The sequence below is a fragment of the Herbaspirillum sp. CF444 genome (assembly GCF_000282135.1).
Classification (GTDB): Bacteria; Pseudomonadota; Gammaproteobacteria; order Burkholderiales; family Burkholderiaceae_D; genus Herbaspirillum.
The window spans coordinates 1-24,649 of the sequence record NZ_AKJW01000077.1 but is presented as its reverse complement, the minus strand read 5'-3'; the positions used below and the strand labels follow the sequence as shown (position 1 = coordinate 24,649).

The 24,649-nt window shown below is 59.3% G+C and carries 22 protein-coding genes; 7 read left to right on the top strand and 15 right to left on the bottom strand.

Annotation, left to right across the window (positions count from 1 at the left end; all coding sequences use genetic code 11):
* Positions 1–29: 29 nt before the first annotated feature.
* A complete protein-coding gene (locus PMI16_RS17310; protein ID WP_007881930.1) occupies positions 30–1,034 on the top strand; it encodes a DUF2891 domain-containing protein in 1,005 nt (334 codons plus the stop codon).
* Between the two features lie 61 nt (positions 1,035–1,095).
* On the opposite strand, the gene PMI16_RS17305 is transcribed toward PMI16_RS17310, so the two are convergent.
* The 3 genes from PMI16_RS17305 to rpsO all read right to left on the bottom strand — a co-directional run bounded on the left by PMI16_RS17305 (position 1,096) and on the right by rpsO (position 5,439).
* On the bottom strand, positions 1,096–2,382 hold the full coding sequence (locus tag PMI16_RS17305; protein WP_007881928.1) for an NAD(P)/FAD-dependent oxidoreductase: 1,287 nt from the start codon (positions 2,380–2,382) through the stop codon (positions 1,096–1,098).
* A 338-nt stretch (positions 2,383–2,720) separates the two neighbouring features.
* Positions 2,721–4,859, bottom strand: coding sequence for a polyribonucleotide nucleotidyltransferase (pnp, locus tag PMI16_RS17300; protein ID WP_007881926.1), 2,139 nt, complete (start codon positions 4,857–4,859; stop codon positions 2,721–2,723).
* Positions 4,860–5,169: 310 nt separating this feature from the next.
* The gene (gene rpsO / locus PMI16_RS17295) at positions 5,170–5,439 is read right to left on the bottom strand and encodes a 30S ribosomal protein S15 (protein ID WP_007881925.1); all 270 of its coding nucleotides are present in this window, start codon (positions 5,437–5,439) and stop codon (positions 5,170–5,172) included.
* Positions 5,440–5,627: 188 nt separating this feature from the next.
* On the opposite strand from rpsO, the gene bamE reads away from it, so the two are divergent.
* The gene (gene bamE / locus PMI16_RS17290) at positions 5,628–6,125 is read left to right on the top strand and encodes an outer membrane protein assembly factor BamE domain-containing protein (protein ID WP_007881924.1); all 498 of its coding nucleotides are present in this window, start codon (positions 5,628–5,630) and stop codon (positions 6,123–6,125) included.
* Between the two features lie 68 nt (positions 6,126–6,193).
* Here the strand turns inward: bamE and PMI16_RS17285 are convergent, their stop codons facing one another.
* The 4 genes from PMI16_RS17285 to PMI16_RS17270 form a co-directional block, all read right to left on the bottom strand.
* Complete coding sequence (locus tag PMI16_RS17285) at positions 6,194–7,546, bottom strand: GntP family permease (RefSeq protein WP_007881923.1); 1,353 nt, start codon at positions 7,544–7,546, stop codon at positions 6,194–6,196.
* A gap of 71 nt (positions 7,547–7,617) precedes the next feature.
* On the bottom strand, positions 7,618–8,001 hold the full coding sequence (locus PMI16_RS17280) for a RidA family protein (RefSeq protein WP_007881921.1): 384 nt from the start codon (positions 7,999–8,001) through the stop codon (positions 7,618–7,620).
* 70 nt (positions 8,002–8,071) lie between these two features.
* Positions 8,072–9,568, bottom strand: coding sequence for an N-acyl-D-amino-acid deacylase family protein (locus PMI16_RS17275; RefSeq protein WP_007881920.1), 1,497 nt, complete (start codon positions 9,566–9,568; stop codon positions 8,072–8,074).
* 1 nt (position 9,569) lies between these two features.
* Positions 9,570–10,451 carry a MurR/RpiR family transcriptional regulator gene (locus tag PMI16_RS17270; protein ID WP_007881919.1) on the bottom strand — a complete coding sequence of 294 codons (882 nt, stop codon included), beginning with the start codon at positions 10,449–10,451 and terminating at the stop codon, positions 9,570–9,572.
* Positions 10,452–10,617: 166 nt separating this feature from the next.
* On the opposite strand from PMI16_RS17270, the gene PMI16_RS17265 reads away from it, so the two are divergent.
* The gene (locus tag PMI16_RS17265) at positions 10,618–11,913 is read left to right on the top strand and encodes an amino acid deaminase (protein ID WP_007881918.1); all 1,296 of its coding nucleotides are present in this window, start codon (positions 10,618–10,620) and stop codon (positions 11,911–11,913) included.
* Positions 11,914–11,929: 16 nt separating this feature from the next.
* The gene (locus tag PMI16_RS17260; protein WP_007881916.1) at positions 11,930–12,853 is read left to right on the top strand and encodes a sugar kinase; all 924 of its coding nucleotides are present in this window, start codon (positions 11,930–11,932) and stop codon (positions 12,851–12,853) included.
* Between the two features lie 81 nt (positions 12,854–12,934).
* Here the strand turns inward: PMI16_RS17260 and PMI16_RS17255 are convergent, their stop codons facing one another.
* Positions 12,935–14,272, bottom strand: coding sequence for a tetratricopeptide repeat protein (locus tag PMI16_RS17255; protein ID WP_007881914.1), 1,338 nt, complete (start codon positions 14,270–14,272; stop codon positions 12,935–12,937).
* A 215-nt stretch (positions 14,273–14,487) separates the two neighbouring features.
* Positions 14,488–15,990: an aminotransferase-like domain-containing protein gene (locus tag PMI16_RS17250; RefSeq protein ID WP_007881912.1), complete on the bottom strand. Its 1,503-nt coding sequence runs from the start codon at positions 15,988–15,990 to the stop codon at positions 14,488–14,490.
* 174 nt (positions 15,991–16,164) lie between these two features.
* Between PMI16_RS17250 and PMI16_RS17245 the strand changes: the two genes are divergently transcribed.
* From PMI16_RS17245 to PMI16_RS17235, 3 genes are all read left to right on the top strand, one after another.
* A complete protein-coding gene (locus PMI16_RS17245) occupies positions 16,165–16,527 on the top strand; it encodes a hypothetical protein (protein ID WP_007881910.1) in 363 nt (120 codons plus the stop codon).
* Between the two features lie 137 nt (positions 16,528–16,664).
* Positions 16,665–18,176 (top strand): sensor domain-containing diguanylate cyclase, encoded by a 1,512-nt coding sequence (locus PMI16_RS17240; protein ID WP_007881908.1) that lies wholly within the window; start codon positions 16,665–16,667, stop codon positions 18,174–18,176.
* Positions 18,173–18,871, top strand: coding sequence for an alpha/beta fold hydrolase (locus PMI16_RS17235; RefSeq protein ID WP_007881906.1), 699 nt, complete (start codon positions 18,173–18,175; stop codon positions 18,869–18,871). The genes PMI16_RS17240 and PMI16_RS17235 overlap by 4 nt, the downstream gene beginning before the upstream one ends.
* A gap of 5 nt (positions 18,872–18,876) precedes the next feature.
* Here PMI16_RS17235 and PMI16_RS17230 read toward each other — a convergent pair whose 3' ends face one another.
* The 6 genes from PMI16_RS17230 to ilvC all read right to left on the bottom strand — a co-directional run.
* Positions 18,877–19,356 carry a hypothetical protein gene (locus tag PMI16_RS17230; protein WP_007881904.1) on the bottom strand — a complete coding sequence of 160 codons (480 nt, stop codon included), beginning with the start codon at positions 19,354–19,356 and terminating at the stop codon, positions 18,877–18,879.
* 82 nt (positions 19,357–19,438) lie between these two features.
* Positions 19,439–20,983: a 2-isopropylmalate synthase gene (locus tag PMI16_RS17225; protein ID WP_007881899.1), complete on the bottom strand. Its 1,545-nt coding sequence runs from the start codon at positions 20,981–20,983 to the stop codon at positions 19,439–19,441.
* Between the two features lie 155 nt (positions 20,984–21,138).
* On the bottom strand, positions 21,139–22,005 hold the full coding sequence (gene pssA, locus PMI16_RS17220; RefSeq protein WP_007881897.1) for a CDP-diacylglycerol--serine O-phosphatidyltransferase: 867 nt from the start codon (positions 22,003–22,005) through the stop codon (positions 21,139–21,141).
* Between the two features lie 30 nt (positions 22,006–22,035).
* Positions 22,036–22,677 carry a phosphatidylserine decarboxylase gene (locus PMI16_RS17215; protein ID WP_007881896.1) on the bottom strand — a complete coding sequence of 214 codons (642 nt, stop codon included), beginning with the start codon at positions 22,675–22,677 and terminating at the stop codon, positions 22,036–22,038.
* 392 nt (positions 22,678–23,069) lie between these two features.
* Positions 23,070–23,816 carry an SIMPL domain-containing protein gene (locus PMI16_RS17210; RefSeq protein WP_007881894.1) on the bottom strand — a complete coding sequence of 249 codons (747 nt, stop codon included), beginning with the start codon at positions 23,814–23,816 and terminating at the stop codon, positions 23,070–23,072.
* A 225-nt stretch (positions 23,817–24,041) separates the two neighbouring features.
* On the bottom strand, positions 24,042–24,649 hold a 608-nt coding region (ilvC, locus tag PMI16_RS17205; protein ID WP_007881893.1), incomplete at its 5' end, for a ketol-acid reductoisomerase.

Below are 24,649 nucleotides of genomic sequence, written 5' to 3'. Positions count from 1 at the left end.
CAACGTTGATCTGAAAACCGGAAACTCCCATGCAACTCACTATCGAACTGGCCACTGCATACACCGAGATGCCGCTGACCTATCTCCGCCAGGAATATCCCAATCACATCATGCACGTGCTTAACAGCGCCGACGACGTCTTGTCGCCGCGCGCCTTGCATCCCGTGTTTTACGGTTGCTACGACTGGCACTCGGCCGTCCACGGCTACTGGCTGCTGCTGCGCTGCGCCAGGCTGTATCCGTCTTTACCGACGCAAGACAAGATCACGGCGATCTTCGACGAGCACTTCACGCCGGAATTGATGACGCAGGAAACCGCCTACTTCCAGGTCGGCGGTCGCGCCTCTTTTGAACGCCCTTACGGCTTCGGCTGGATTCTCGGACTGGCGCAGGAACTGGCGGAATCGCGCCATCCGCGCGCGGCAATCTGGCATGCCGCCATGCAGCCGCTGACGTTGGAAATCCGCAAGCGCCTGCTGGAATATCTGGGCAAACTGACCTATCCGATCCGCGTCGGCACGCATTACAACACCGCGTTCGCGCTGGCATTGGCAATCGACTATGCACGGGCGGCGAAAGATGGCGAACTTGAAAGCGCCATCGTGCAAGCCTCGCAACGCTACTACGGCAAGGACGTCGACTATCCGGCGCACTACGAACCGGGCGGCGACGAATACATCTCCGCAGCGTTGACGGAAGCGCTGTTGATGAGCAAGGTATTCGATGCATCGGCATTCCCTGCATGGTTCAGCCGGTTCCTGCCGCAGATCGACAAGGTCGGGCAGTTGATGCAGCCGGCCCAGGTCAGCGATCGCACCGATCCCAAGATTGCCCATCTCGACGGCCTCAATCTGAGCCGCGCCTGGTGCATGAAGCATATCGCCCGTCATTTGCCGTCCGACCATCCGGCGCAAGCCGCGCTGGCAGGCGCCGTGCAGCGCCATCTGCAAGCCAGCCTCGACCATGTCGTCGGCAGCCACTACAGCGGCGGCCATTGGCTCGCCAGCTTCGCATTACTGGCGCTGGAAGGTTGATTCTTTCATCCATAAAAAAGGCCGGCGCAGATGCAGGCCTTTTCATTTCCGCTGGCAAGCTTTACTGGCTTGGCGCGTCGTCGGGCTTTTCCACCGGCGTATCGATGGCACTGGAAATCACGCGCGCACTGCGCTTGAAGGTCAGATACGCCCACGCCCAGTCGCTCATCACCAACAGACGATTGCGGAAACCGATCAAAAAATATACGTGCACGAACAGCCAGAACAGCCATGCCGGATAGCCGGAAAACTTGAACTTGCCGACCATTGCCACTGCCGCCTTGCGACCGATCGTCGCCAGCGAGCCGTAGTCCTGATAGACAAAACTTTCGAGCGGTTTGCCGTTGATCCGATTGAGGATGTTGCGTGCAGCGACACGTCCCATTTGCTTCGCCGCAGGTGATACGCCAGGCACCGGCTTGCCGTCCGATATGGCGGCAGCAAGGTCGCCGATGACGAATACTTCAGGATGATCCGGGATCGACAATTCGCTGCCGATGATGACGCGCCCCGCCCGGTCGAGCGGCACGTTAAGCGACTTGCCCAGAGGCGATGCCGCCACGCCAGCAGACCAGATGACCGTACGCGAAGCCAATCGCTGCTCGCCGCCTTGATCGGCATAGCGCACGCATTCCTCATCGATATGCGTAACGCGACTGCCGGTGCGCACGTCGACGCCCAGCTTGAGCAATTGCGTTCTCGCCTTCTCGGACAAATCGGGAGGATAGGCGCCGAGCACGCGCTCGGAACCTTCCAGCAAGACGACTTTCGTCTGTTGCGGATCGATACGGCGAAACTCGCCGCGCAAGGTATGGCGCGCGATCTCAATGAGCGTGCCGGCCATTTCGACGCCGGTGGCGCCGGCGCCGATGACGGTGAAGGTCAGCCATTCCGCGCGACGCACCGGATCGGCTTCGCGCTCCGCGCGTTCAAACGCCATGAGGATGCGGCGCCGGATGTCGAAAGCATCGGCAAGCGTTTTCAGGCCAGGAGCCAACGGCGCCCATTCGTCATGACCGAAGTAGCTGTGCGTGGACCCTGCCGCCACGATCAGATAGTCGTAGGCAATCTCGCTGCCATCTTCCAATGCGATCGTCTTGCGCGTGACGTCGATCTTGCTGACGGCCGCCATCAGGCTGGTGAGATTGCGCTGCGTCGCCAGGATGCTGCGTATCGGCGCGCTGATGGCCGGCGCCGACAAGCCTGCCGTCGCCACCTGGTACAACAGAGGCTGAAAAAGATGATGATTGCTGCGATCGATGATGGTGATGTCGACCTTGGCATCGGCCAGTGCGCGTGCGGCGGCGAGGCCGCCGAAACCGCATCCGACGATGATCACGTGAGGCATGGGACTCCTTTCAGATTCTGATGAAATGATGCTCCCCAATCGTCCTGATTATTTCCCAATCATTCTGCGATGACATCCGCATTGTCTCAAAAGAACAGGAATCAGCCTAATGCCGGTTTGCGTTGCGGACAAGGTGTAACGAACCGAATCTGTGTACCGCCGATGGCGGCGATGGCGGCATATGACGCTCTCCGGCAAATGCTCCGCATAAAGACGTACATAAGCACGCGCAGAAACACGCGCAAAAAAACAAAATCCCCCGGGACTTTCGCCCCGGGGGATCCGATACTACGTCAGCGTTGCCAGCGGATGAGGAGTTAGCTGCATCCGGCTACACATTACTGTGCGTCTTGCGACGCAGGCGCTTCCGCACCTTCTTCCGACTGGGCTGCCTTCATCGACAGTTTCAGACGGCCGCGGTCGTCGGTTTCCAGAACCTTGACACGGACTTGCTGGCCTTCCTTCAGGTAATCGGCAACGGCGTTGACGCGCTCGTTGGCGATCTGGCTGATGTGCAGCAAACCGTCTTTGCCCGGCAGGACCTGAACGATCGCACCGAAGTCCAGCAGCTTCAGCACGGTACCTTCGTAGACCTTGCCGACTTCGACGGAAGCGGTCAGTTCTTCGATACGGCGCTTGGCTTCCTGGCCGGCGGCAGCGTCGACGGAAGCGATGGTGACCACGCCTTCGTCGCTGATGTCGATCTGGGTGCCGGTTTCTTCGGTCAGCGCGCGGATGACGGCGCCGCCCTTGCCGATCACGTCACGGATTTTTTCCGGATTGATCTTGATGGTGATCAGGCGCGGTGCGAAGTCGGACAGTTCTGCCTTGCCGGCCGGAACGGCTTCCTGCATCTTGCCCAGGATGTGCACGCGGCCTTCCTTGGCTTGTTCCAGCGCGACCTGCATGATTTCCTTGGTGATGCCCTGGATCTTGATATCCATTTGCAGTGCGGTGATGCCGTTGGCAGTGCCCGCCACCTTGAAGTCCATGTCGCCGAGGTGATCTTCGTCGCCCAGGATGTCGGTCAGGACGGCGAACTTGTTGCCTTCCTTGATCAGGCCCATGGCGATACCGGCAACGTGCGATTGCATCGGCACGCCGGCGTCCATCAGTGCCAGGCAGCCGCCGCAGACCGAAGCCATCGACGAAGAGCCGTTGGATTCGGTGATTTCCGAGACCAGACGCACCGAATAGCTGAACTCTTCAGCCGGCGGCAGTGCCGCGATCAGCGCGCGCTTGGCCAGACGGCCGTGACCGATTTCACGGCGCTTTGGCGTACCAACGCGGCCGGTTTCGCCGGTAGCGAACGGAGGCATGTTGTAGTGGAGCATGAAGCGGTCCGAGTACTCGCCCATCAGCGCATCGATCTTTTGCTCGTCGCGCGCAGTGCCCAGGGTCGCGATGACCAGCGCCTGTGTTTCGCCGCGGGTGAACAGTGCCGAACCGTGGGTGCGTGGCAGCACGCCGGTGCGGATGGTGATCGGACGCACGGTGCGTGTGTCGCGGCCATCGATACGCGGCTCGCCGTCGAGGATCTGCGAGCGCACGATCTTGGCTTCCAGATCGAACAGGATGCCGCCGACTTCTGCGGAGTCCGCTGCCGATGTGCCCGCTGCCGCTGCATCTGCCGCCAGTGCTGCGTTGACTTCGGAAGTGACGGTCTTCAGCTTTTCGGTACGCGCCTGCTTGTCCTTGGTCTGATACGCTTCGCGCAGCTTGCCGTCAGCCAGTTCGGTGACGCGTGCGATCAGCGGCTCGTTCTTCGCAGGAGGAGCCCATTGGACTTCCGGCTTGCCGCCGTCGCGCACCAGCTCGTGGATGGCGTTGATGACAGCCTTCGATTGCTCGTGACCGAACACGACTGCGCCCAGCATGACTTCTTCGGACAGTTGCTGCGCTTCGGATTCGACCATCAGCACGGCGGTTTCGGTGCCGGCGACGACCAGATCCAGTTGCGAGGTCTTCAGTTGCGTTGCGGTTGGGTTCAGGATGTACTGGCCATCGATGTAACCGACGCGTGCGGCGCCGACCGGGCCGTTGAACGGGATGCCGGCGATCGACAGGGCAGCCGACGAACCGATCATCGCGGCGATGTCCGGATCGATTTCAGGATTGACGGACAGAACGTGCACGATGACTTGCACTTCGTTCAGGTAACCCTCCGGGAACAGCGGACGAATCGGGCGGTCGATCAGGCGCGATGTCAGTGTTTCCTTTTCGGATGGCTTGCCTTCACGTTTGAAGAAGCCGCCGGGGATGCGACCCGCAGCGTACGTCTTTTCAATGTAGTCGACGGTTAATGGGAAAAAGTCCTGACCTGGCTTGGCATCCTTGCGCGCCACGACCGTTGCCAGCACAACAGTGTCTTCAATCGAAACGACGACTGCACCGGAAGCCTGGCGAGCGATTTCGCCGGTTTCCAGCGTGACCTGGTGTTGTCCATACTGGAAGGTTTTAGTAACTTTATTAAACACGGTATTTCCTTTCTATATTGAACCCCTGCGTTGCCTTGCTTGGCGGGGATTCTTTTTTGCCGACAGATTTTCAGGCGCTGTCGTTCACCTCACCACGGATGCCCGTCACCGGCAAAACGACTGCCGTTGCAAGACACCTTACGAATCACGATCATTGGATGGGATCGCGGTACTGCAAAGAAGTTTTGCGAACCGAAATAAACACCAACACAAGCAAAACGGAATCGCAAAAAACAAAATGCCCGCGTCAGAGACTGACGCAGGCATTTTGGCTATGAACCCTGAACCGGAATGGTACGAGGGAACAAGATTACTTACGCAGACCGAGTTTTTCGATCAGTGCGCGATAACGGTCGGCGTCCTTGCCCTTCAGGTAGGACAGCAGGCTCTTGCGACGGTTAACCATCTTGATCAGGCCACGACGGGAGTGGTGATCCTTGCTGTGTTCTTTGAAGTGACCGTTCAGGTCGTTGATGCGTGCCGTCAGCAGCGCAACTTGAACTTCCGGGGAGCCGGTGTCGTTTTGACCACGGGCGTTATCAGTGATAATGGCAGCCTTGGCTGCTTTTTCGATCGACATGCTATACCTTTCACAAGCGGTGTGCGGAGTGCTTACCCTGCATACCGTGAACAAAAATTAAAACTGGCCGAAATGACCAGAGGCGCAAGTATATAGCAAAAGGCCAGCAGATTCAAATACTTACCGGAAAAGCGTAGAATCGTAGTCCTGCCGGGAAATTATTCCCACAAACTTTTCTCCAACTGTTTATGAAACGCATCATTCTTCCTGTTTTAGCCGCTGCCGCCCTGTCCCTGAGCGGTTGCGCCTCCCTGCTCGCGCCGCCGGTCAATCCCGGCGATACGGAAGAACAGGTCGTCGCCCGCCTCGGCCGGCCGACCGGCGTGTATCCCGACGGCAACACGCACCTGCTGGAATATGCTGCCGGCGCTTTCGGCCAGTACAGCTACATGGCGCGCATCGGCCCGGACGGCAAGTTGATTTCTTATCAACAAGTCTGGACCATGGAGAACTTCCAGTCGATCAAAGTCGATCAAGCGACCAAGAACGATGTGCTGCGCCTGGTCGGCCGCCCGACTGAAGTGACGCGCTATGCGCGCATCCCATTTGAAGCGTGGAATTACGGCTTCAAGGAAAGCGGCGTCTGGAACTCGCAAATGACCGTCTACTTCGACGACAACGGCATCGTCCGCAAAGTGGAAAACGGTCCCGATCCGCGCTTCGACGACAGTCGCATGCGCTTCTGATTGTCATTGCCACATAAAAAAAGCCGCTTCGAAAAGCGGCTTTTTCTTGCCCGAAGAAACTGAACAAATCAGAGCACGGTCGCCAATGCCAGGGTGAACAGCAAAGCCAACACCGAAATGAGCGTTTCGCACACCGTCCAGGTCTTGAAGGTTTGCGGCACGGTCATGTTGAAGTACTCCTTGACCAGCCAGAAACCGCCGTCATTGACGTGCGACAGGATCAGCGAACCGGCGCCGGTTGCCAGCACCATCAATTCCGGACGCGTACCGCCGACCGACGACACGATAGGCGCCACGATACCGCAAGCGGTCGTCATCGCGACGGTCGCGGAACCGGTCGCCACGCGAATCAGCGCCGCCACGAACCAACCCAGTAGCAACGGCGACAAGTGCGCGTCGGTGGCGATGCCGACGATGGCCTTGGAGACGCCGCCATCCATCAGGATACGGCCAAAGCCGGCGCCGGCGCCCACCACCAGCGTGATGCTGGCGATCGGGCCCAGACATTCGTTGGTGAACTTGAGAATCGCTTCTCGATTGAAACCGCGCAGCTTGCCGAAGGTATAGAAGCTCACCAGCGTGGCAATCAGCAGCGCGATCACCGAATTGCCGATCAGACGCAGGAAGTCGTTGGCGAAAGTCTTCGGTGCGAAGAACAGGTCCGCCCAGCTGCCGATCAGCATCAGCGCCACCGGCAACAGGATGGTGAACAGCGTGATGCCGAAGCCCGGCAATTCGCGCTTAGCGCCGCCTTGGTCAACGAACTGGCCGATCAACGGATTGTCCGGATCGGGAAACACCACCTTCGACATGAGTTTGCCGAAGATCGGACCGGCGATGATTGCAGTCGGAATACCGACGATCAGCGCAAACAGGATCGTCCGGCCGATGTCCGCGTTATACGCAGTCACCGCCAGCAGCGCCGCGGGATGCGGCGGGATCAGCCCGTGCACCACCGACAAGCCCGCCACCATCGGAATACCGACCAGCACCATCGAAGTGCCGGTACGCTTGGCGACGTTGAAGGCGATCGGGATCAGCAGCACGAAGCCGACTTCGAAGAACACCGGCAAGCCGACGATGAACGCCACTGTCATCATGGCCCAATGCACGTTCTTTTCACCGAAGGCATTGATCATGGTGGTGGCGATGCGCTCGGCGCCGCCCGACTCCGCCATCATCTTGCCCAGCATGGTACCCAGCCCGACCACCAGTGCGATATGTCCCAGCGTGTTGCCGACGCCGGTTTCAAACGATTTGACGATCGCGCCCATCGGCATGCCGACCGACAAACCCAGGATCAGCGACACCACGATCAGGACGATGAACGGATTCATCTTGAACTTGGCGATCAACACGATCAACGCGATCACCGCGACCAGCGCGTAGATCAACAACATGCTTCCTTGTACTGCTTCCATTTTTTGGTCTCCTCACCCCAACCAGGGCGTCACTCAACTAGGCGATCAGCGCTTGAAATCAGCGCATGAACTTAGCGTTTAAACGCCACGCAGTCCACTTCAACCTTGCAATCCACCACCATGGCCGATTGCACGCAGGCACGCGCAGGCGGATTGGCGCCGAAGTATTCCTTGAAGACTTTGTTGAACGACTGAAAGTCGCGGGTGTCGTCCAGCCAGACGCCGCAACGCACGACGTGCTCGGGACCGTAGCCGGCTTCCTTGAGGATCGCCAGGACGTTTTGAATGGTCTGGTGCGATTGCGCGACGATGCCGCCGTCAATCACTTCGCCGTTGACCATGGCCACCTGGCCGGAGACGTACAGCCAACCGTCCGCTTCCACCGCGCGTGCAAAGGGCAGATGCTGACCGCCGGTACCGGTGCCGCCGTCGACGCCATATCGTTTGATGCTCATTGTGTCACTCCTTCAGAAAAATGATCCGGAGCGCGGCGTGTTGATCGCCCCGCCCCGACGTTGCAAAGAATTAATTTGCTGCGGCTTCCGCCGCTTCCACCGGTATGCGGTTGCGCGCGAGGAAGCGTCCTGCGCGTTGACCGGTTGCCTTCTTGTCCGCGCCGCGATACGACAGCACGCCGTTGACCCAGACCGCTTCGATGCCGTGCGCCGGTTGCATGGGATCGGTGAAAGTCGCGGCGTCGCGGATCGTCGTCGCATCGAACAGCACCAGATCAGCCCAATATCCCTCTTTCACCAGGCCGCGGTCGCTCAGGCCGAAACGCGAGGCCGACAAGCCCGTCATCTTGCGCACCGCCACGGTGAGCGAAAACAGTTGCTGTTCGCGGCTGTAGTAGCCCAGCACGCGCGGGAAGGCCCCCCACAAACGCGGATGCGGCAAAGGATCGTTGGGCAGGCCGTCGGAACCGATCACGGTCGAGGGATGACGCAGGATGCGATTGACGTCGTCGTCGGACATGCAGTGATAGACAGCGCCTGCCGGCATCAGGCGACGCGCAGCTTCGGTCATGTCGACGCCCCACTCTTCGGCGATCCTGGCCAGCAGCTTGCCGCCCTGCTCCGGATGCGGCTCCGACCAGGTCACCTGGATGTCGTAGGTGTCGGTCACTTGCTTGAGGTCCAGCGTGGAAGAGCTTGCGGTATAGGGATAGCAATCGCAGCCGACATGCTGATGCTTCTCGGCCTGCTCCAGCGCGGCCAGCACTTCGCTGCTGCGCCCCCAGTTTTCCACGCCGGCGCATTTGAGATGGGAAATCACCACCGGCACGCGCGCGTGCTTGCCGATGCGGAAGGCCTCGTCCATCGCATCGAGGATGTCGGCGAATTCACTGCGCAGATGCGTGGCGTACATGGCGCCGTATTGCGCCAACGGCTCCGACAGCGCCAGCACTTCCTCGGTCGGCGCATTGATCGCGTTGCCATAGGCCAGACCGGTGCTCAAGCCCAGCGCGCCATGCTCCAGCGCCTCGGTCAGCTGATCGCGCATGCCCTTGATTTCAGCATCGGTCGCGGCGCGGTCCAGGCGGTCCATATGATTGCTGCGCAGCGCCGTGTGGCCGATCAGCGCGGCCACGTTCACGGACGGTTGTGCCGCTGCGATCGCTTCGACGTAGCTGGAAAATGTCGGGTAAGAAAATGCGCTCGACTGCCCCAGCAGATTCATCGGATCCGGCGGATCGCCCTTGAGCGTCACCGGTGCCGCACTGATGCCGCAGTTGCCGACCACGACCGTGGTGACGCCTTGCGACAGTTTCGGGAACATCTCCGGCATGCGGATGACGTTGGTGTCGTCATGCGTGTGCGCATCGATGAAGCCCGGGCTCAATACCTTGCCGGCGGCGTCGATCACATGATCGGCTTGCCAGCCTGCCAGAGAACCGATGGCGGCGATGCGACCGTCGACAACAGCCACGTCGGCGACGACCGGATCGGCGCCGCTGCCGTCAATCACGAAAGCATTGCGGATCAGCGTATCGCAATGTTGGGAAGATGAGGAAGTAGTCATATCAGTCTCCGAGCGGCTGGCGGTCGCCGCCGCCGCGATGCATGTCGAGTACATACTTGAGGCGCCGCAACTGCTCCTGGCTGCGATCCTTTTGCAGCAGCGCCAGTTCCAGCACCAGCATGTCCAGCGCCATCATCATGGCGTAGCGCGATGACGACGGCTTGAAAATGAAATCGGTCTCCAGCGCCTTGATCGGCAGCAGCACGTCGACCATGCCCGCCAGCGGCGAACCCAATGCGGTGATGGCGATCATCTTGACGCCGTACTCCTTGGCGACCTCGCAGTTGGTGAGCAGCTCGGGCACGTTGCCCGTGGTGGAAAACACCAGCAAGACGTCATTCTTGTCCAGCGTGGCGGCAACCATGCGCTGCAACAAGGCGTCGTGGTAAGTCGCCACCGGCCGGCCCAGACGCACCAGGCGATAGCGCGCTTCATCCGACATCATGGTGGAACCGCCGCCCATGCCGAAGGAATAAATCATGCGCGCGTCGCGCAACAGTTCGGCGGCGCGCTGCAGGGCCTCGGGATTGAGCAAGGCGCGGTTCACCTCAAGCACTGCATGTATGTCGTTATAGACCACATCGGCGAGCTCAGGGGGTTGCCCCGGCGGGATGGTCTTAATGCCATCAAAAAATCGTTGCCCGACGGCAACCGCCTGCGCCAGCATGAACTTGAATTCGCGTACGTCGCGGCAACCCATCGCTTTGGCGAAGCGCGTCACGCTGGCCAGACTCACGCCAGCTTTTTGCGCCAGTTCGCCGATGCTGGCGCTGGCGGCGGTGGACAAATCGCTGAGAATCGCTTCGGCGACTTTTTGCTCCGCCAGACGCAATTGTCCGCTACGCTCGGTAATGCGTGAAACAATGTCGAAAGCTTGTGCCATGGCGTTGAATGAAGTCTCGATGGTGATTCCGTGCTTTCCCGAGCAGGCTTCACGAGGCTTGAACGGGGCATGGAAGAATTTTTCGTGTTAGTTTATAACACACTTCCAACATAGTAAATTCAGGACTATCATTACGTCAAATCAAATTTTCGAGGAGAAATTCAAGATGAGTGATACAAACTACCAGAACACTTGGCAAAGCGGCATCATCGACCCGCTCAACAAGGGTATCGGCACGCTGGTCGCGCCTGTGGCGCCGAATGCGGCCAACGCCCTGCCCTGGAATCTCCTCCAAGAAGACCTGAGCCTGCCGACCGCCGTCTTGTATGAAGAACGCCTGTCGCACAACCTCGACTGGATGCAGCGCTTCGTCACCGAATACGGCGTCAAGCTGGCGCCGCACGGCAAGACCACCATGGCGCCCAAGCTGTTCGCCCGCCAGTTGGCCACCGGCGCCTGGGGCATCACGCTGGCGACCGCGCACCAGACCAATGCAGCCTATCACCATGGCGTACGTCGCGTTCTGATGGCCAATCAGCTGGTCGGCAAACAAAACATGGCGATCATCTCGCGCCTGCTGGAAGATCCCTCCTTCGAATTTTTCTGCCTGGTCGATTCGGCCGATCTGGTCGATCAGCTCGGCAGCTTCTTCTCCGAGCGCAGGCAAACCCTGAACGTCTTGCTGGAACTCGGCCCGGTGGGCGGCCGCACCGGCGTGCGCAACAACGAACAGCAGGACACCGTGCTGGCTGCCGTCAAACGCTGGCAAGGCAGCATCGCATTGTCGGGCATCGAAGTCTACGAAGGCGTCCTGAAAGAAGAAGCCGACATCCGCCTGTTCCTGCAACGCGCGGTGCAATGCGCCAAGGATCTGGCCGGACAAGGCTATTTCAGCCACCGCTCGGCGCAAAAACCGGTCGTGCTGACCGGTGCCGGCTCGGCTTGGTATGACGTGGTCGCCGAAGAATTCGCCAGCGCCGACATCGGCGTCCCGCTGGATGTGGTGCTGCGTCCCGGCTGCTACCTGACGCACGACGTCGGCGTCTACCGCGCCGCCCAGGAACAGATCCAGACGCGCAATCCGGTGGCAAAAAAGATGCGCAGCGAATTGCTGCCTGCGCTGCAATTGTGGGCTTACGTACAATCGATTCCGGAATCCGACAAAGCCATCATTGCACTTGGCAAGCGCGATGCCGCCTTCGATGCCGGCCTGCCGCTGCCGGTCAAACGATTCCGCCCCGGCCTGGATACCATGCCGGTCAATTCGCCGTTGCACTGGGAAGTCACCGGCATGATGGACCAACACGCCTACCTGAAGATCAACGCAGGCGACGACATCAAGGTCGGCGACATGATCGCCTTCGACATCTCGCACCCCTGCCTGACCTTCGACAAATGGCGTCACCTGCCGGTGCTGGATGGGCAGTTCAACGTCATCGACATCGTACAAACCTTCTTCTAAGCAACGGCATCGCATCATGAGCAAGAAAATCCTCGCCTACGGCGAAGCAATGGTGGAATTCAATCAGAGCATCGAAGACCCGCGCTATTACCTCGAAGGTTTCGGCGGCGACACGTCCAATTTCTGCATCGCGGCAGCGCGTCAGGGCGCAGACACCGGCTACGTCAGCGCCGTCGGCGACGACCATTTCGGCAAGAGCCTGCAGGCGCTGTGGCAAACCGAAAAAGTCGACACGACGCATGTCGGCGTGATGCCGGGCGTGGCGTCCGGCGTCTACGTCGTCACGCACGACGACGCAGGACATCATTTCAACTACCTGCGCACCGGCTCCGCCGCCAGCCGCTACACCACCGCGCAATTGCCGCTGCAAGCGATTGCCGACGCCAAGGTGCTGCATCTGTCGGGCATCAGCCTGGCCATCAGCGAAAACGCCTGCGACGCCGGCCTGGCTGCCATGGCGCATGCGCGCAAGAACAACACCCTGACCTCGCTCGACACCAACCTGCGTCTGCGCCTGTGGCCACTCGAACGCGCGCGCGCCAAAATGGCCGAAGCTTTCGCTTTGTGCGACATCTGCCTCCCAAGCTGGGAAGACGTCAGCGCGCTGACCGGACTGGACGACCGCGACGCCATCGTCGATAAATTGCTGGCCTACGGCATCAAGCTGGTGGCGTTCAAGCTGGGCAAAGAGGGCTGCTATGTCGCCACGCCGACGGAGCGCCGCCTGGTGGCGCCGCACATTGTCGATGCGCTGGACGCCACCGGCGCCGGCGATTGTTTCGGCGGCGCTTTCATTGCGCAGATCGTCGAAGGCAAGGATCCGTTTGCAGCAGCGCGCTACGCCAACGTCGCGGCAGCCATTTCAACCACCGGTTATGGCGCAGTGGCGCCGATCCCGATGGCGGACCAGGTCAATACCGTAGTGAGCCGACTGGGTTGATCGTCACGATTGCCGCAATAAAAAAGAGCGACGAGGTGCAAACCCGCCGCTCTTTTTTGTTCGCAGACGCCTGCCGGAACATCAACTCCTGCGCTGCGCCACGGCCACCATGCCCAGCACCGGTTGCCGGATTTCCTCCCGCAGCACCACGTCCTTGATGCTCAGCAACTCAAAACCGAACTGATTCAGGCAGCGCGCGACATATGCCGGATCGTGGCGATAGCGGCCGCTCGGGTGCAGCGAAAACCCGACGCTTTGCGCCCCCTCTTCTGCGGCCGTCTCCACCGTGAACAGAAAGTAGCCGTTCTCCCTCAGCGTACTTGCCACTTTCCCGAACACTTTTTCCAGATCGCCGAAATAAATCATCGTGTCAGCCGACAGCACCACGTCGGCGGTTCCCGGCTTTCCAGCCATGTACTCGGTGATTTCCTGCTTGAACAGTTGATCGTAACCGCCACGCGCCTCGGCCTGTTCGAGCATCTTTCCGGACAGATCGACGCCGATCAGCGAGCGCGCGTAGGGCGCGATGATCGGCTCGCACAAGCCGGTGCCGCAACCGATGTCGAGTACGTCGAATTGTTTTGCCGGCGCGCCGATGATTTGCAAGGCCTGCTGCATCAGTTCCGGGCCGCGATACGCCAGGCTGTCGAGCAGATTGGCGTTGAAGGTTTCGGCATAACGGTCGAAATGCTTTTCGATGTAATTGTCCGATGCGCGCTCCGGCACGTCCTGCTGGGCGCAGGCGGCAAACATGTGTGCGGCAATCGGATTGTCGGGCTCTTCCCGCATCCACTCGCGGTAATGGTCGGCGGCTTCCTGCAGACGGCCGAGGAAGTAATACGAAATGCCGAGCATCTGCTTGGACTTGCCTTCATGCGGGGGCAGCACGAACGCGCGGCATTGGTAATGCGCGCTATTCATTTTGTCGCCGGCGGCTTCGTAGATATTGCCGAGATGAATCAGGGCCGGGCCGAAATCGGGCGCCAGCTCAAGCGTCTGTTTGAACGACTGTATCGCGTCTTCGGTGTCGCCATGCTGGAGTTGCGACGAACCCAGATTATTCCAGACGATGTGGTCGCCCGGATCCGCGTCCAGCGCTGCCTGATAAGCCTCGGATGCTTCTTCGAACTCGCGCAAGGCAAACAGCACATTGCCGAGATCATTGTGCCAGCTGGCGTTTTCCGGTTGCAATGCGCAAGACAGGCGGATATTCTGCACGCCCTCTTCGTCCTGGCCGTTCTGATAGAGAAAAATACCGAGATAATGCAGCGCAATCGGATGGACCGGATCCCGCGCCAGCACGTCGCGATAAATTTTTTCCGCCTTCTCGAGATCGCCGGCGGTATGAAAACCGATTGCCTGCTGCAAGGACTGCAGCAGCGCATCACTACCAGTCCCCACCTGGGAAAGAGACTCCATAAGCATGTTCCTGTGACTTATTCCGATTCGGAGATACGTTTGCCCGGCAGCAACACACTGAAATCTGAACACCTCAGCACAATGCATCAATCGCAAGACAAGCAGCTGGTGGTTCGTCGCAGGGACACGCCACATTCTTACAATATTTTCTGCAAGAAGCAAAAAAAGCTTTCGGACGCGAGTCGGAAAGCTTTTTGGATGGCAGGCGAGTCGGGCTAAGCCAGAAGTTGCCCGGTGATCACGCCGAGCTTGCGCAAGGCTTGGTCGAGCTCGCGCGTGAACGGCTTGCCGCAGCACAGCCGCAGATAGTGGTCAAAGCGGTCCGAGTTGGAAAAAATCACGCCCGGCGATACGCCGATGCCCTCATCCAATGCTGCAGTAAACACTGCATTCGATGACAATCCACGCGGCAGTTCCACCCACAGGCCGACGCCGCCATTGGGAACGCTCAGACGGGTTTCATCGGGAAAGTATTCGGCGATCGCCTCGGCCATCTGCTCGCGCTGATCCTTCAGCGTGCTGCGCAGGCGGCGCAGATGACGATCGTAGGCCGGCGATCCCATGTAGTTGGCGGCGGTGATCTGGGTCCATTCTTCGTTGGCGCGGGTGTAGGCGAACTTGAGCATCTTGACCCGCTCATTCCATTTGCCGCAAGTCATCCAGCCCAGCCGCATGCCGGGCGCCAGCACCTTGTTCAGGGAGGAGCAATAAATGACGTTGCCGCTCTTGTCCCAGATTTTTGCCGCAGAAGGAGCGACCTCGCCATCGGCCAGTTCGCTGTAGGCGTCGTCCTCGATCAGCGGCACCCCTTGCCGTTCGCACAGCGTGACCAGACGCTCCTTGTGGCTGTCCGACATGATGCAGCCCAGCGGATTTTGCAGGGTCGGCACCACCACCACCGCCTTGATGTTGCCGTAGGTCTGCATCGCCAGTTCCAGCGCTTCGATGGAGATGCCGGTATGCGGACTGGTCGGGATTTCCAGTGCGCGCATCCCCAGGCTTTCCAGCGTCTGCAACAAGCCGAAATAAGTGGGCGATTCCACCGCAATGGTGTCGCCCGCTTGCGCCACGGCTCGCAACGCCAGATTGAGCGCTTCGATGCAGCCGTGCGTGACCACCACGTCGTCGGCGCCGATGCGGATGCCGGCATTGAGCGCGCGCCGCGCCACCACTTGCCGGAAATGGATGTTGCCGTTGATCGGCATGGGACTGGTGAGCAAGGTCGGCTGCTCGCGCAGCGCCTTGATGGCGGCATTCTTGAGGGCATCGACCGCATACAGTTCAGGCGCACAGCTCATGCCGCTCAGGTCGATGGCGGGCATCTTCAACTGGCGGCGCGCAATGAAGTCGGAGACCTGTTCGTGGATGCCGACGTACTGTGCCGGGTCCAGCGGCGTAGAAATATTCGGCTCGCCCACCGGTCGGATCACCGCGCGGCGCGGCTGGCGGACGAAATAGCCGGAACGCGGACGGGCTTCGAGCCAGCCGCCTTCTTCCAGATAACGCAAACTTTGCAGCGCCGTCGACAGGCTCACGTGGTGCTGGCGCATCAGATCGCGCACCGATGGCATGCGGTCGCCCGCGACCAGCGTCCCGGCCTGGATCGCAGACAGATAGTGCTCGGCAAGGCGCCGGTAAATCGGCTGGCCGGCGGAGATCAGTGCAGAGGCGGCAGGTGCGGTAACCGCGGTAACAAGAGGTGGTGGTTGCATGTCCATGGTTGAATCTTCAGCTTTCCCCTGTTGCGGCGATAGATACAGAGCCGCCGAAAACAGACGATAACAGATCAAAAAAATGCCCGCTGTTTCGATTCACATCGCTACCGCCTGTGTCTGTTTCGCAAAGCCTGTGCTGCCTAGACTATCCCTACGCCAACCAAACAGGAAAAGACCATGCGCACCGAAGACAGGCAAGCCGCTCCCAGCAAGATTCAACTGAGCGCCGGACAGAGCCACTATCTGTGGACCGGCCGCGATACCGTTCTGTTCATCCAGTCGGGCAGCATCCGACTGCGCGAATCGCCCGAGTGGATGAGCGACACCATTCTGAGCACGCTGTCGACCTTGCGGGAAGGCCACCACTACCAGATCGAACGCGGCGGCCGGACTTGCCTTTACGCAACACAAACGGCAGAAATATTGTGCTACCCCAGCATGAAGCCGCGTTATTTCTTGCTGGATTTCGTGGTCCGCCTGCTGAGTGCGCCAACCCGGCGCTTGCGCACCATGGCGACCCGATTCATGGCGTCGAAATAGCCGGGCAAGGGCCGCACAGGCAGACCCTGAGCGGCTTGCCTGTGCCACATCAAAAAATCGCCAATCAAGCCTGAAGAATGCGTGCCCATTGCAATAAAGGCATTACACTACCGCATCGCCCATCCATCTTCATCGTTATGCAGAATGAAATCCGCTCCTCAGACGCTGCCGCAGCAAGCACACCAAGCAGCGACGACTTCATCAACGCGGACATGTTTGAACTGGCTCCCGTTTCCATGTGGCTGGAAGATTTCAGCGGCGTCAAAACACTTCTCGAAGAATGGCGCGCCGCCGGCGTCACCGATTTGCGCAGCTATTTGCAAGCCGATTTGTCGCGCGTGCATGCCTGCACACTCAACATCCAGGTATTGCACGTCAATCAAAAAACGCTGCAGCTGTTTGAAGCGGATGACATCGCGCACCTGATCGCCAACCTCGACAAGGTTTTCCGCGACGACATGCTGCACACCCATATCGAGGAACTGTTGCAGGTATGGGAAGGCAAAACCGAATTCTCCAGCCACAGCGTCAATTACACGCTGTCCGGAAAGCGCCTCGACATCCAGCTCAATGCACGCATCCTGCCGGGCTACGAAGACAACTGGGGCCGCGTGCTGCTCGCTGTCGAAAACGTCACCGAGCGCGAAACCGCCCGCCGCAAACTCACGCACAGTGAAAATTACGCGCGCGGCCTGTTCGAGTACTCGCCGATTTCCCTGTGGGTCGAGGATTTCAGCCAGGTCAAACGCCTGTTTGGCGATTTGCGCCAGATCGGCATCAAGGATTTTCGCGTCTTCACCGATGTGCACCCCGAGTTCGTCGAACGTTGCATGCAGGAGATCAGGGTCATCGACGTCAATCAGCAAACGCTGACGATGTTCCACGCGCCGGACAAGACTACTCTGCTGTCGCGCCTGGGTGAAGTGTTCCGCGACGACATGCGTCCGCATTTCAGTGAGCAGCTGAGCGAGCTGTGGCATGGCAATCTGTTCCATCAGCGCGAGGTGGTCAACTATGCGCTCAACGGCGAACAACTGCATGTGCATCTGCAGTTCTCCGTATTCCCCGGCCATGAAGACGACTGGAGCCTGGTGCTGGTGGCCTTGACCGACATCACCGCCCGCAAGAAGGCCGAAGCCTATCTGGAGTTCCTCGGCAAGCATGACGAACTGACCAAGCTGCATAACCGCGCTTTCATGGTCGATGAAATGAACCGGCTTGAGCGCAAGGGGCCGTTCCCTGTCAGCGTCATCATGATCGACCTCAACGGCCTCAAGGAAATCAACGACCAGCTCGGTCACGCCGCCGGCGACGCGCTGCTGCGCCGCGTCGGCGAAGTATTGGGCAAAGCCGCCGACAAGCCGGTCTATGCCTCACGCATCGGCGGCGACGAGTTCGCCATCCTGATGCCTGCCACGGACGAACGCGGCGCCGCGGCCATGCTGGAAAACATCCAGAAGCTGATCGATATCAACAACCAGTACTACTCGGGCTCCCCGCTCAGCCTGTCGATAGGTTACGCCACCAGCCAGCATGGCGAACGCCTGGAGGCGACCGTGCAACGCGCCGATGCCTTGATGTATGAAGACAAGCGCTCGTATTACGCCAAAGTGCCGACGCATGACCGGCGCCAGCCTGCCGACGAATGAGCGCGCCTCGTTTCGAACTGCAAGTCGACGATGAAGCCATCGTCGGCGATGTCTTGGGCGACCAGCATCAGTTGCGCGCACTGTTTCTGCACGGCGCGGGCCAGAGCCATCGGTTGCGCCAGCGGCAACTGCGCGAGGAACTGGCGCGCTCCGGATTCGGCAGCGTTGCGCTGGATTTTTCCGGGCATGGCGAGAGTAGCGCCAACAGCGCCGGCTCGTTGAAAAAACGCCTGCGGCAAGCGCAATGCGCTCTGGATCATGCCGACGCCGGCCGCACCATCCATACCGTCGTCGGCACCAGCATGAGTGGCGAGATTGCCCTGCGCCTGGCCTGCCGGACGCAAAGTCGCCTTGGTCATATCGTCCTGATTGTCGGCGCCATTTACGACCGCGCCGCCTTCCCCATTCCTTTCGGGGCGGAGTTTTCAAACGTGATTCGCCGGCCGCAAAGCTGGCGGCAAGCCGAGACGCTGGAAATGATCCGGGATTATCGTGGCGGCCTGACATTGATCCGGGCGCTGGAGGATGCCGTCATTCCGCATGAAGTCGCTGATTTGCTGGAGCAAGCTGCCGTATCGGCGCGTTTTCGGCGCATCATCGATCTGCCCGGAACCGATCATCGCGTCAGTGAAGCAATGGCGAATGACATGGCGCTGCTTCAGCGCATTGCCGCCGCAATCAAAGAAGAAAAGTAGAATGTTCAGGCGCTGGTGCTGACCAGCGTACCCACCACGCCCTGCGCGACCGCATCGCTGACGGCCACGGAAGACAAACCGGGATTGCTGCTCAGGACATCGGCGAAATTGGCGGAAATGCCGCTGGTCGGCGTGAAAATACCGCTGCCGTCATAGACGCCGTCCGTCGAACCAGAAGAAGTCGAATCGGAATTGTTCAGGGATGCCAGGATGCCCTTGCCGAGGGCCGCAGTTTCTTCGTCAGGCGTGGTCGGCTTCGAAGTCGCCGTGCCGGCACGGGCAAGTATATGCAGAAGACCCGACGCGGTGTACGTCACCGCTCCCTTGGGTGCACCTGGCAGACTCAACACCACGGATCCCGCATCGGCGAGTGCAACGGCCGTACTGATCACTCCCGGACTTTGGCCGAGATCGATGACCGGCGCATTCCCTCCGAACACATAGGGAACGGTAGCGGTGAACGAACTGTTGACTGCAATTGCCATAAAACAATTCTCGCGAAAAATGCGTAGTTGTTAATGTAGATTAGCAGCAATTAGGGCGAATTTCGATACCATGATGGCAACATCACACCTGCTGCGGGTTCAATTTGTCCGATTTTGAATACAGTTTGTTCAATGCCGACAGGTAGGCTTTTGCCGAAGCGACAACAATGTCGAGGTCGGCGCCCACGCCATTGACGATCCGCCCCGATTTGGCCAGACGCATGGTCACCTCGCCCTGCGATTGTGTGCCTGTGGTGATCGCATTGACGGAAAACAGCAACAGCTCGGCGCCGCTGGCGGCGTTCGATTCGATGGCGTTGACGATGGCGTCCACCGGACCGTTTCCTTGTCCGGAGCAACTCACCTCCTTGCCGCCGACGGTAAAGACGATCGTGGCGCTCGGGCGCTCGCCGGTTTCCGAATGTTGCGACAGGGAGACGAAGCCATAATGCTCGCCTTCGTGACTATGCTGCTCATCGCTGACCAGCGCCATGATGTCTTCGTCAAAAATCTCAGATTTGCGGTCGGCCAGTTCCTTGAAGCGGGCGAAGGCGGCATTGACCTCGCCTTCCGACTCCAGCGCGATGCCGAGTTCTTCCAGCCGCTGCTTGAACGCGTTGCGGCCCGACAGCTTGCCCAGCACGATCTTGTTGGCGGTCCAGCCGACGTCTTCGGCGCGCATGATTTCATAGGTATCGCGCGCCTTGAGCACGCCGTCCTGATGGATCCCGGACGCATGTGCAAAGGCATTGGCGCCGACCACGGCCTTGTTCGGCTGCACGGCAAAACCGGTGATCTGCGACACCAGCTTGGAAGTCGGCACGATCTGCGAGGCATCGATGCCCAACGTCAGGTTGAAATGATCGCGGCGCGTCCTGACCGCCATGACGATTTCTTCCAGCGCCGTATTGCCGGCACGTTCGCCCAGGCCATTGATGGTGCATTCGACCTGGCGCGCGCCGCCGATCATGACGCCGGCCAGCGAATTGGCGACAGCCATGCCGAGGTCGTTGTGGCAATGCACAGACCAGACCGCCTTGTCGGAATTGGGAATGCGTTCACGCAGGCTCTTGAGCATGTTGCCGTACAGCTCAGGCACGGCATAACCGACGGTATCGGCAAAGTTGATGGTGGTCGCGCCTTCGGCGATCACGGCTTCGAGTACCCTGCACAGGAAATCCATATCGGAGCGGCTGCCGTCTTCCGGACTGAACTCGACGTCGTCGGTGAACTGGCGCGCATAGCGCACCGCCAGCCTGGCCTGCTCAAAGACCTGATCGGGCGTCATGCGCAACTTCTTTTCCATATGCAGCGGAGAAGTTGCGATAAAGGTGTGAATGCGCTTGCGTTGCGCCGGCGCCAGGGCCTCTGCAGCACGCGCGATATCGCGATCGTTGGCGCGCGACAGGGAGCAAACGACGGAATCCTTGATCAGCCCGGCGATGGACTTGATCGCCTCGAAGTCGCCGGGAGACGCGGCGGCGAAACCGGCTTCGATCACGTCGACCTTCATGCGCTCAAGCTGGCGAGCGATGCGGATCTTCTCTTCCTTCGTCATCGATGCGCCAGGCGACTGCTCGCCGTCGCGCAAGGTGGTGTCGAAAATGATGAGCTTTTCTGCTGACATGGCAACTCCTCGGGCTAGTCTGCAATCCATTCTATTCCTCTCGCATAATGTTGCAACAGCGGTGCAGTAGCAGCGCGATAACGATAGCGGGAAGCAGGCGTAAAAAAACCGCCCGATGGTACGTGGGCGGTTTTCGGAGAGTAGTACAGGGACGTTTATTTTTCCTCGTGTTCCGTCTGGACGATGCTGACGGGCTTGCCTTTGATCTTGCGCCAGGCATAGACGATGTAGCCGGAAATCCCATACAGCACGAACAAGCCGAACAATACCTTGGACGGATCGCTCGAGATCGCCACCAGCACCACGACCACCAGCAATGCCGCAATGAAGGGTACCGGCTTGCGGAAGTTGATGTCCTTGAAACTGTAGAACGGCACGTTGGTCACCATGGTGATGCCGGCATACAGCGTGATCACCCAGGAAGCCCAGCTCAGGTCCGTGCCGGCAAAACGCAAGTCGTCCATCAGCCAGATAAAGCCGGCAACCAATGCAGCAGCGGCCGGGCTCGGCAAGCCCTGGAAATAGCGCTTGTCGACCACCGCGATGTTGGTGTTGAAACGCGCCAGACGCAAGGCGCCGCCGACGCAATACACGAATGCCGCCAGCCAGCCCAATTTTCCCATGCCGCGCAACGACCATTCATAGACCACCAGCGCCGGTGCAGCGCCGAAAGACACCATGTCCGACAGGCTGTCGTATTGCGCGCCGAATTCGCTTTGCGTATTGGTCATGCGCGCCACGCGGCCGTCAAGACTATCCAGTACCATCGCCACGAAGATCGCAATCGATGCATGGTCGAACTTCAGGTTCATGGCCATCACGATGGCGTAGAAGCCGCAAAACAGCGCCGCCGTCGTAAAAGCGTTCGGCAACAGATAGATGCCGCGCGAACGCCGTGGACGCACGATCGGCGCACCGTCTGCGTCTTCCAGCTGGGCCGGATACATCGGTGTTTTATGGCTGCGCAAGGATTTCGGGAAAGGAATCGCGCCCTTGTTTTTGCGTCTGCGGAAAGTTGCCATGTAGAGTCCGTCTCAATATGCGTCAGGTGTTCAGAATTCGGCCAGGATCGTTTCCGTCGCCGAAACCTTTTCACCCACGCTCACTTTCGGTGTCGCAGTCAACGGCAGATAGACATCGACGCGCGAACCGAAACGAATGAAGCCGTAACGCTGACCGCGCGCCAATACGTCGCCGGCCTTCACATAGCAGAGGATGCGGCGGGCAATCAAACCTGCCACTTGCACGCATGTCACGCTCTGGCCATTGGCTGCGGTGATGGCCAGCGCGTTGCGTTCGTTTTCCAGCGAGGCCTTGTCCAGGTCTGCATTGACGAATTTGCCGGGGAAATATTGCACGGTCTCGATCTTGCCATCCACCGGTGCGCGGTTGGAATGGACGTTGAACACATTCATGAACACGCTGATCTTCAGCGCTTCACGATTGGTGTAGGGATCATGGGCCTTGGCGACCACCACGATGCGGCCATCGGCAGGCGACAGCACGGCATTCGGATTTTGCGGAATCGTGCGTGGAGGATCACGGAAAAACTGCAATACAAACAGCGCGATGATCCAGAAAGGAAGCGACCAGGCGCCGCCAATCAGCGTAACGACAACGGCGACAACGACAGCGATGCCCAGGAAAGGCCAGCCTTCGCGGGCAATAATAGGATGTGGGTAATGATTGTTCAACGTTGCTCCGATAGTCGCTGATGGATTTCAAAATGGTAAAGCGTGCTTATTCTAGACGAGCGCCTAAGAAATGTAACGCGCCGCAAATCAAATCAACGGATATTTACCCGTTGAAAGCGAATGACAGCCAGGGATGCCAGCTTATGCCAAGGCGGAGGGACCTGTTGGCCTGAAAGAGCCATTCTTTTTTTGATAAGCGGGTATTTTATCGCGAACCGCGGCAAAACAGGACAGGAACGGCAAATGAGTGGGGTTCAGCGCCTGTTTCCGGAACTCGGAACGAAGCAAACGGCGGGCACAGGAAAATAGCGAATGATGGCAAGATCGCCAGCCCACCATTCTGCAAAACAGGCGGCAAGGACAAGTGCCCTGCCGCCGTTTCGATACGGCGCTTACTTGAATCGCACCTTGCCGACCAGATGCATGCCGACCGTCGACTCGCCCGGCTCGAAGCTCGGTTCCGCCACGGCTTCCTGAGGAGCATCCGCCATCGCGCGCATCATCATCGCCTTCGGAGCTGCTGCCGCCTGCACATAATTGCCGGAACCCTCGAAATCGACCGTTTCCACAACGGCGTCGCTGCTGCGGCGGCCCATTGCAGTCGCAATCGAGGAAATGCGCTCGTTGAGGTTTTTGTAAGTAGCATTGATCAGGTCAGCGTCCAGTTTCTTGCTGGTCGCGGGGCTCAAACCGAATTGCAGATTGTTCAGCCCCAGGATGTTCTGCGTCGCAGCGACGGTCTTCGGCAAGCCGTCCAGATTCGTCGTCGTCACTTCCAGATATTGACCGACGCGCCAGCCGACGATCGTGCGCGGCTTGTTGTTGGAACGCGGAGCCTCTTCGGAATAAACGGCATAGGTATAGTAGCCGCGCGTCTTCAGCTGCGCTTGAGGATCCTGCTTCTTCACGATCTCGATGCCCTGCTTCATCTTCTTGTTGACGCGCGAAGCGGCAGCGCCCTTGTCCTTGTCCTGCTCCTCGACATTCAGCGTGGCGCGCGCTTCATCGTTCGGCACCACCAATTCCCCCGATGCCGGAACGACCACAAGAGTCCCTCCGGTTTGTACTGCTTGCGCATGCGCGGCCATTGTTGCTGTGGCAAGGACGGCGGCAAATAAGAGTTGGCTTGAGCGCGACATAAAACCTCCAAAGTAAAACTTGTTTGATATGTGTTCTGAGTGCTCCGACGATCCGGAGACTGCGTTTGGATGCTGATGGATGGAGTTAGTTCGTTATGGCAATGTGATGATTGTGACAATGTGCAAGCAAGGAAACGCGTTCAACTCTTCGAACACAGTCATTCCTGCCCCGCAAATAAAAAAGGACGCCAAGGCGTCCTTTTCGTTCATCGACAACGATGTCGATTAGTTCTTCGACTGATCCACGAGTTTATTGGCCTTGATCCACGGCATCATCGCGCGCAGCTTCTCACCCACGATTTCAATTTGGTGTTCCGCATTGATGCGACGACGCGACAGCAATGTCGGTGCGCCTGCCTTGTTTTCCAGGATGAAGCTCTTGGCGTATTCGCCGGTCTGGATGTCGGTCAGCACTTGCTTCATGACCTTCTTGCTCTCTTCGTTGATGATGCGTGGGCCGGTGACGTATTCGCCGTATTCCGCATTGTTCGAGATCGAGTAGTTCATGTTGGCGATGCCGCCTTCGTAGATCAGGTCGACGATCAGCTTCAGTTCGTGCAGGCATTCGAAGTACGCCATTTCGGGCGCGTAACCGGCTTCCACCAGCGTTTCGAAACCGGCCTTGATCAGTTCGACGGTGCCGCCGCACAACACAGCTTGCTCGCCGAACAGATCGGTTTCGGTTTCTTCGCGGAAGTTGGTTTCGATGATGCCGGCACGGCCGCCGCCGTTGGCGGTGGCGTACGACAGCGCGACGTCACGGGCAGTGCCGGACTTGTCTTGATAAACCGCGATCAGGTGCGGCACGCCACCACCCTGGGTGTAGGTCGAAC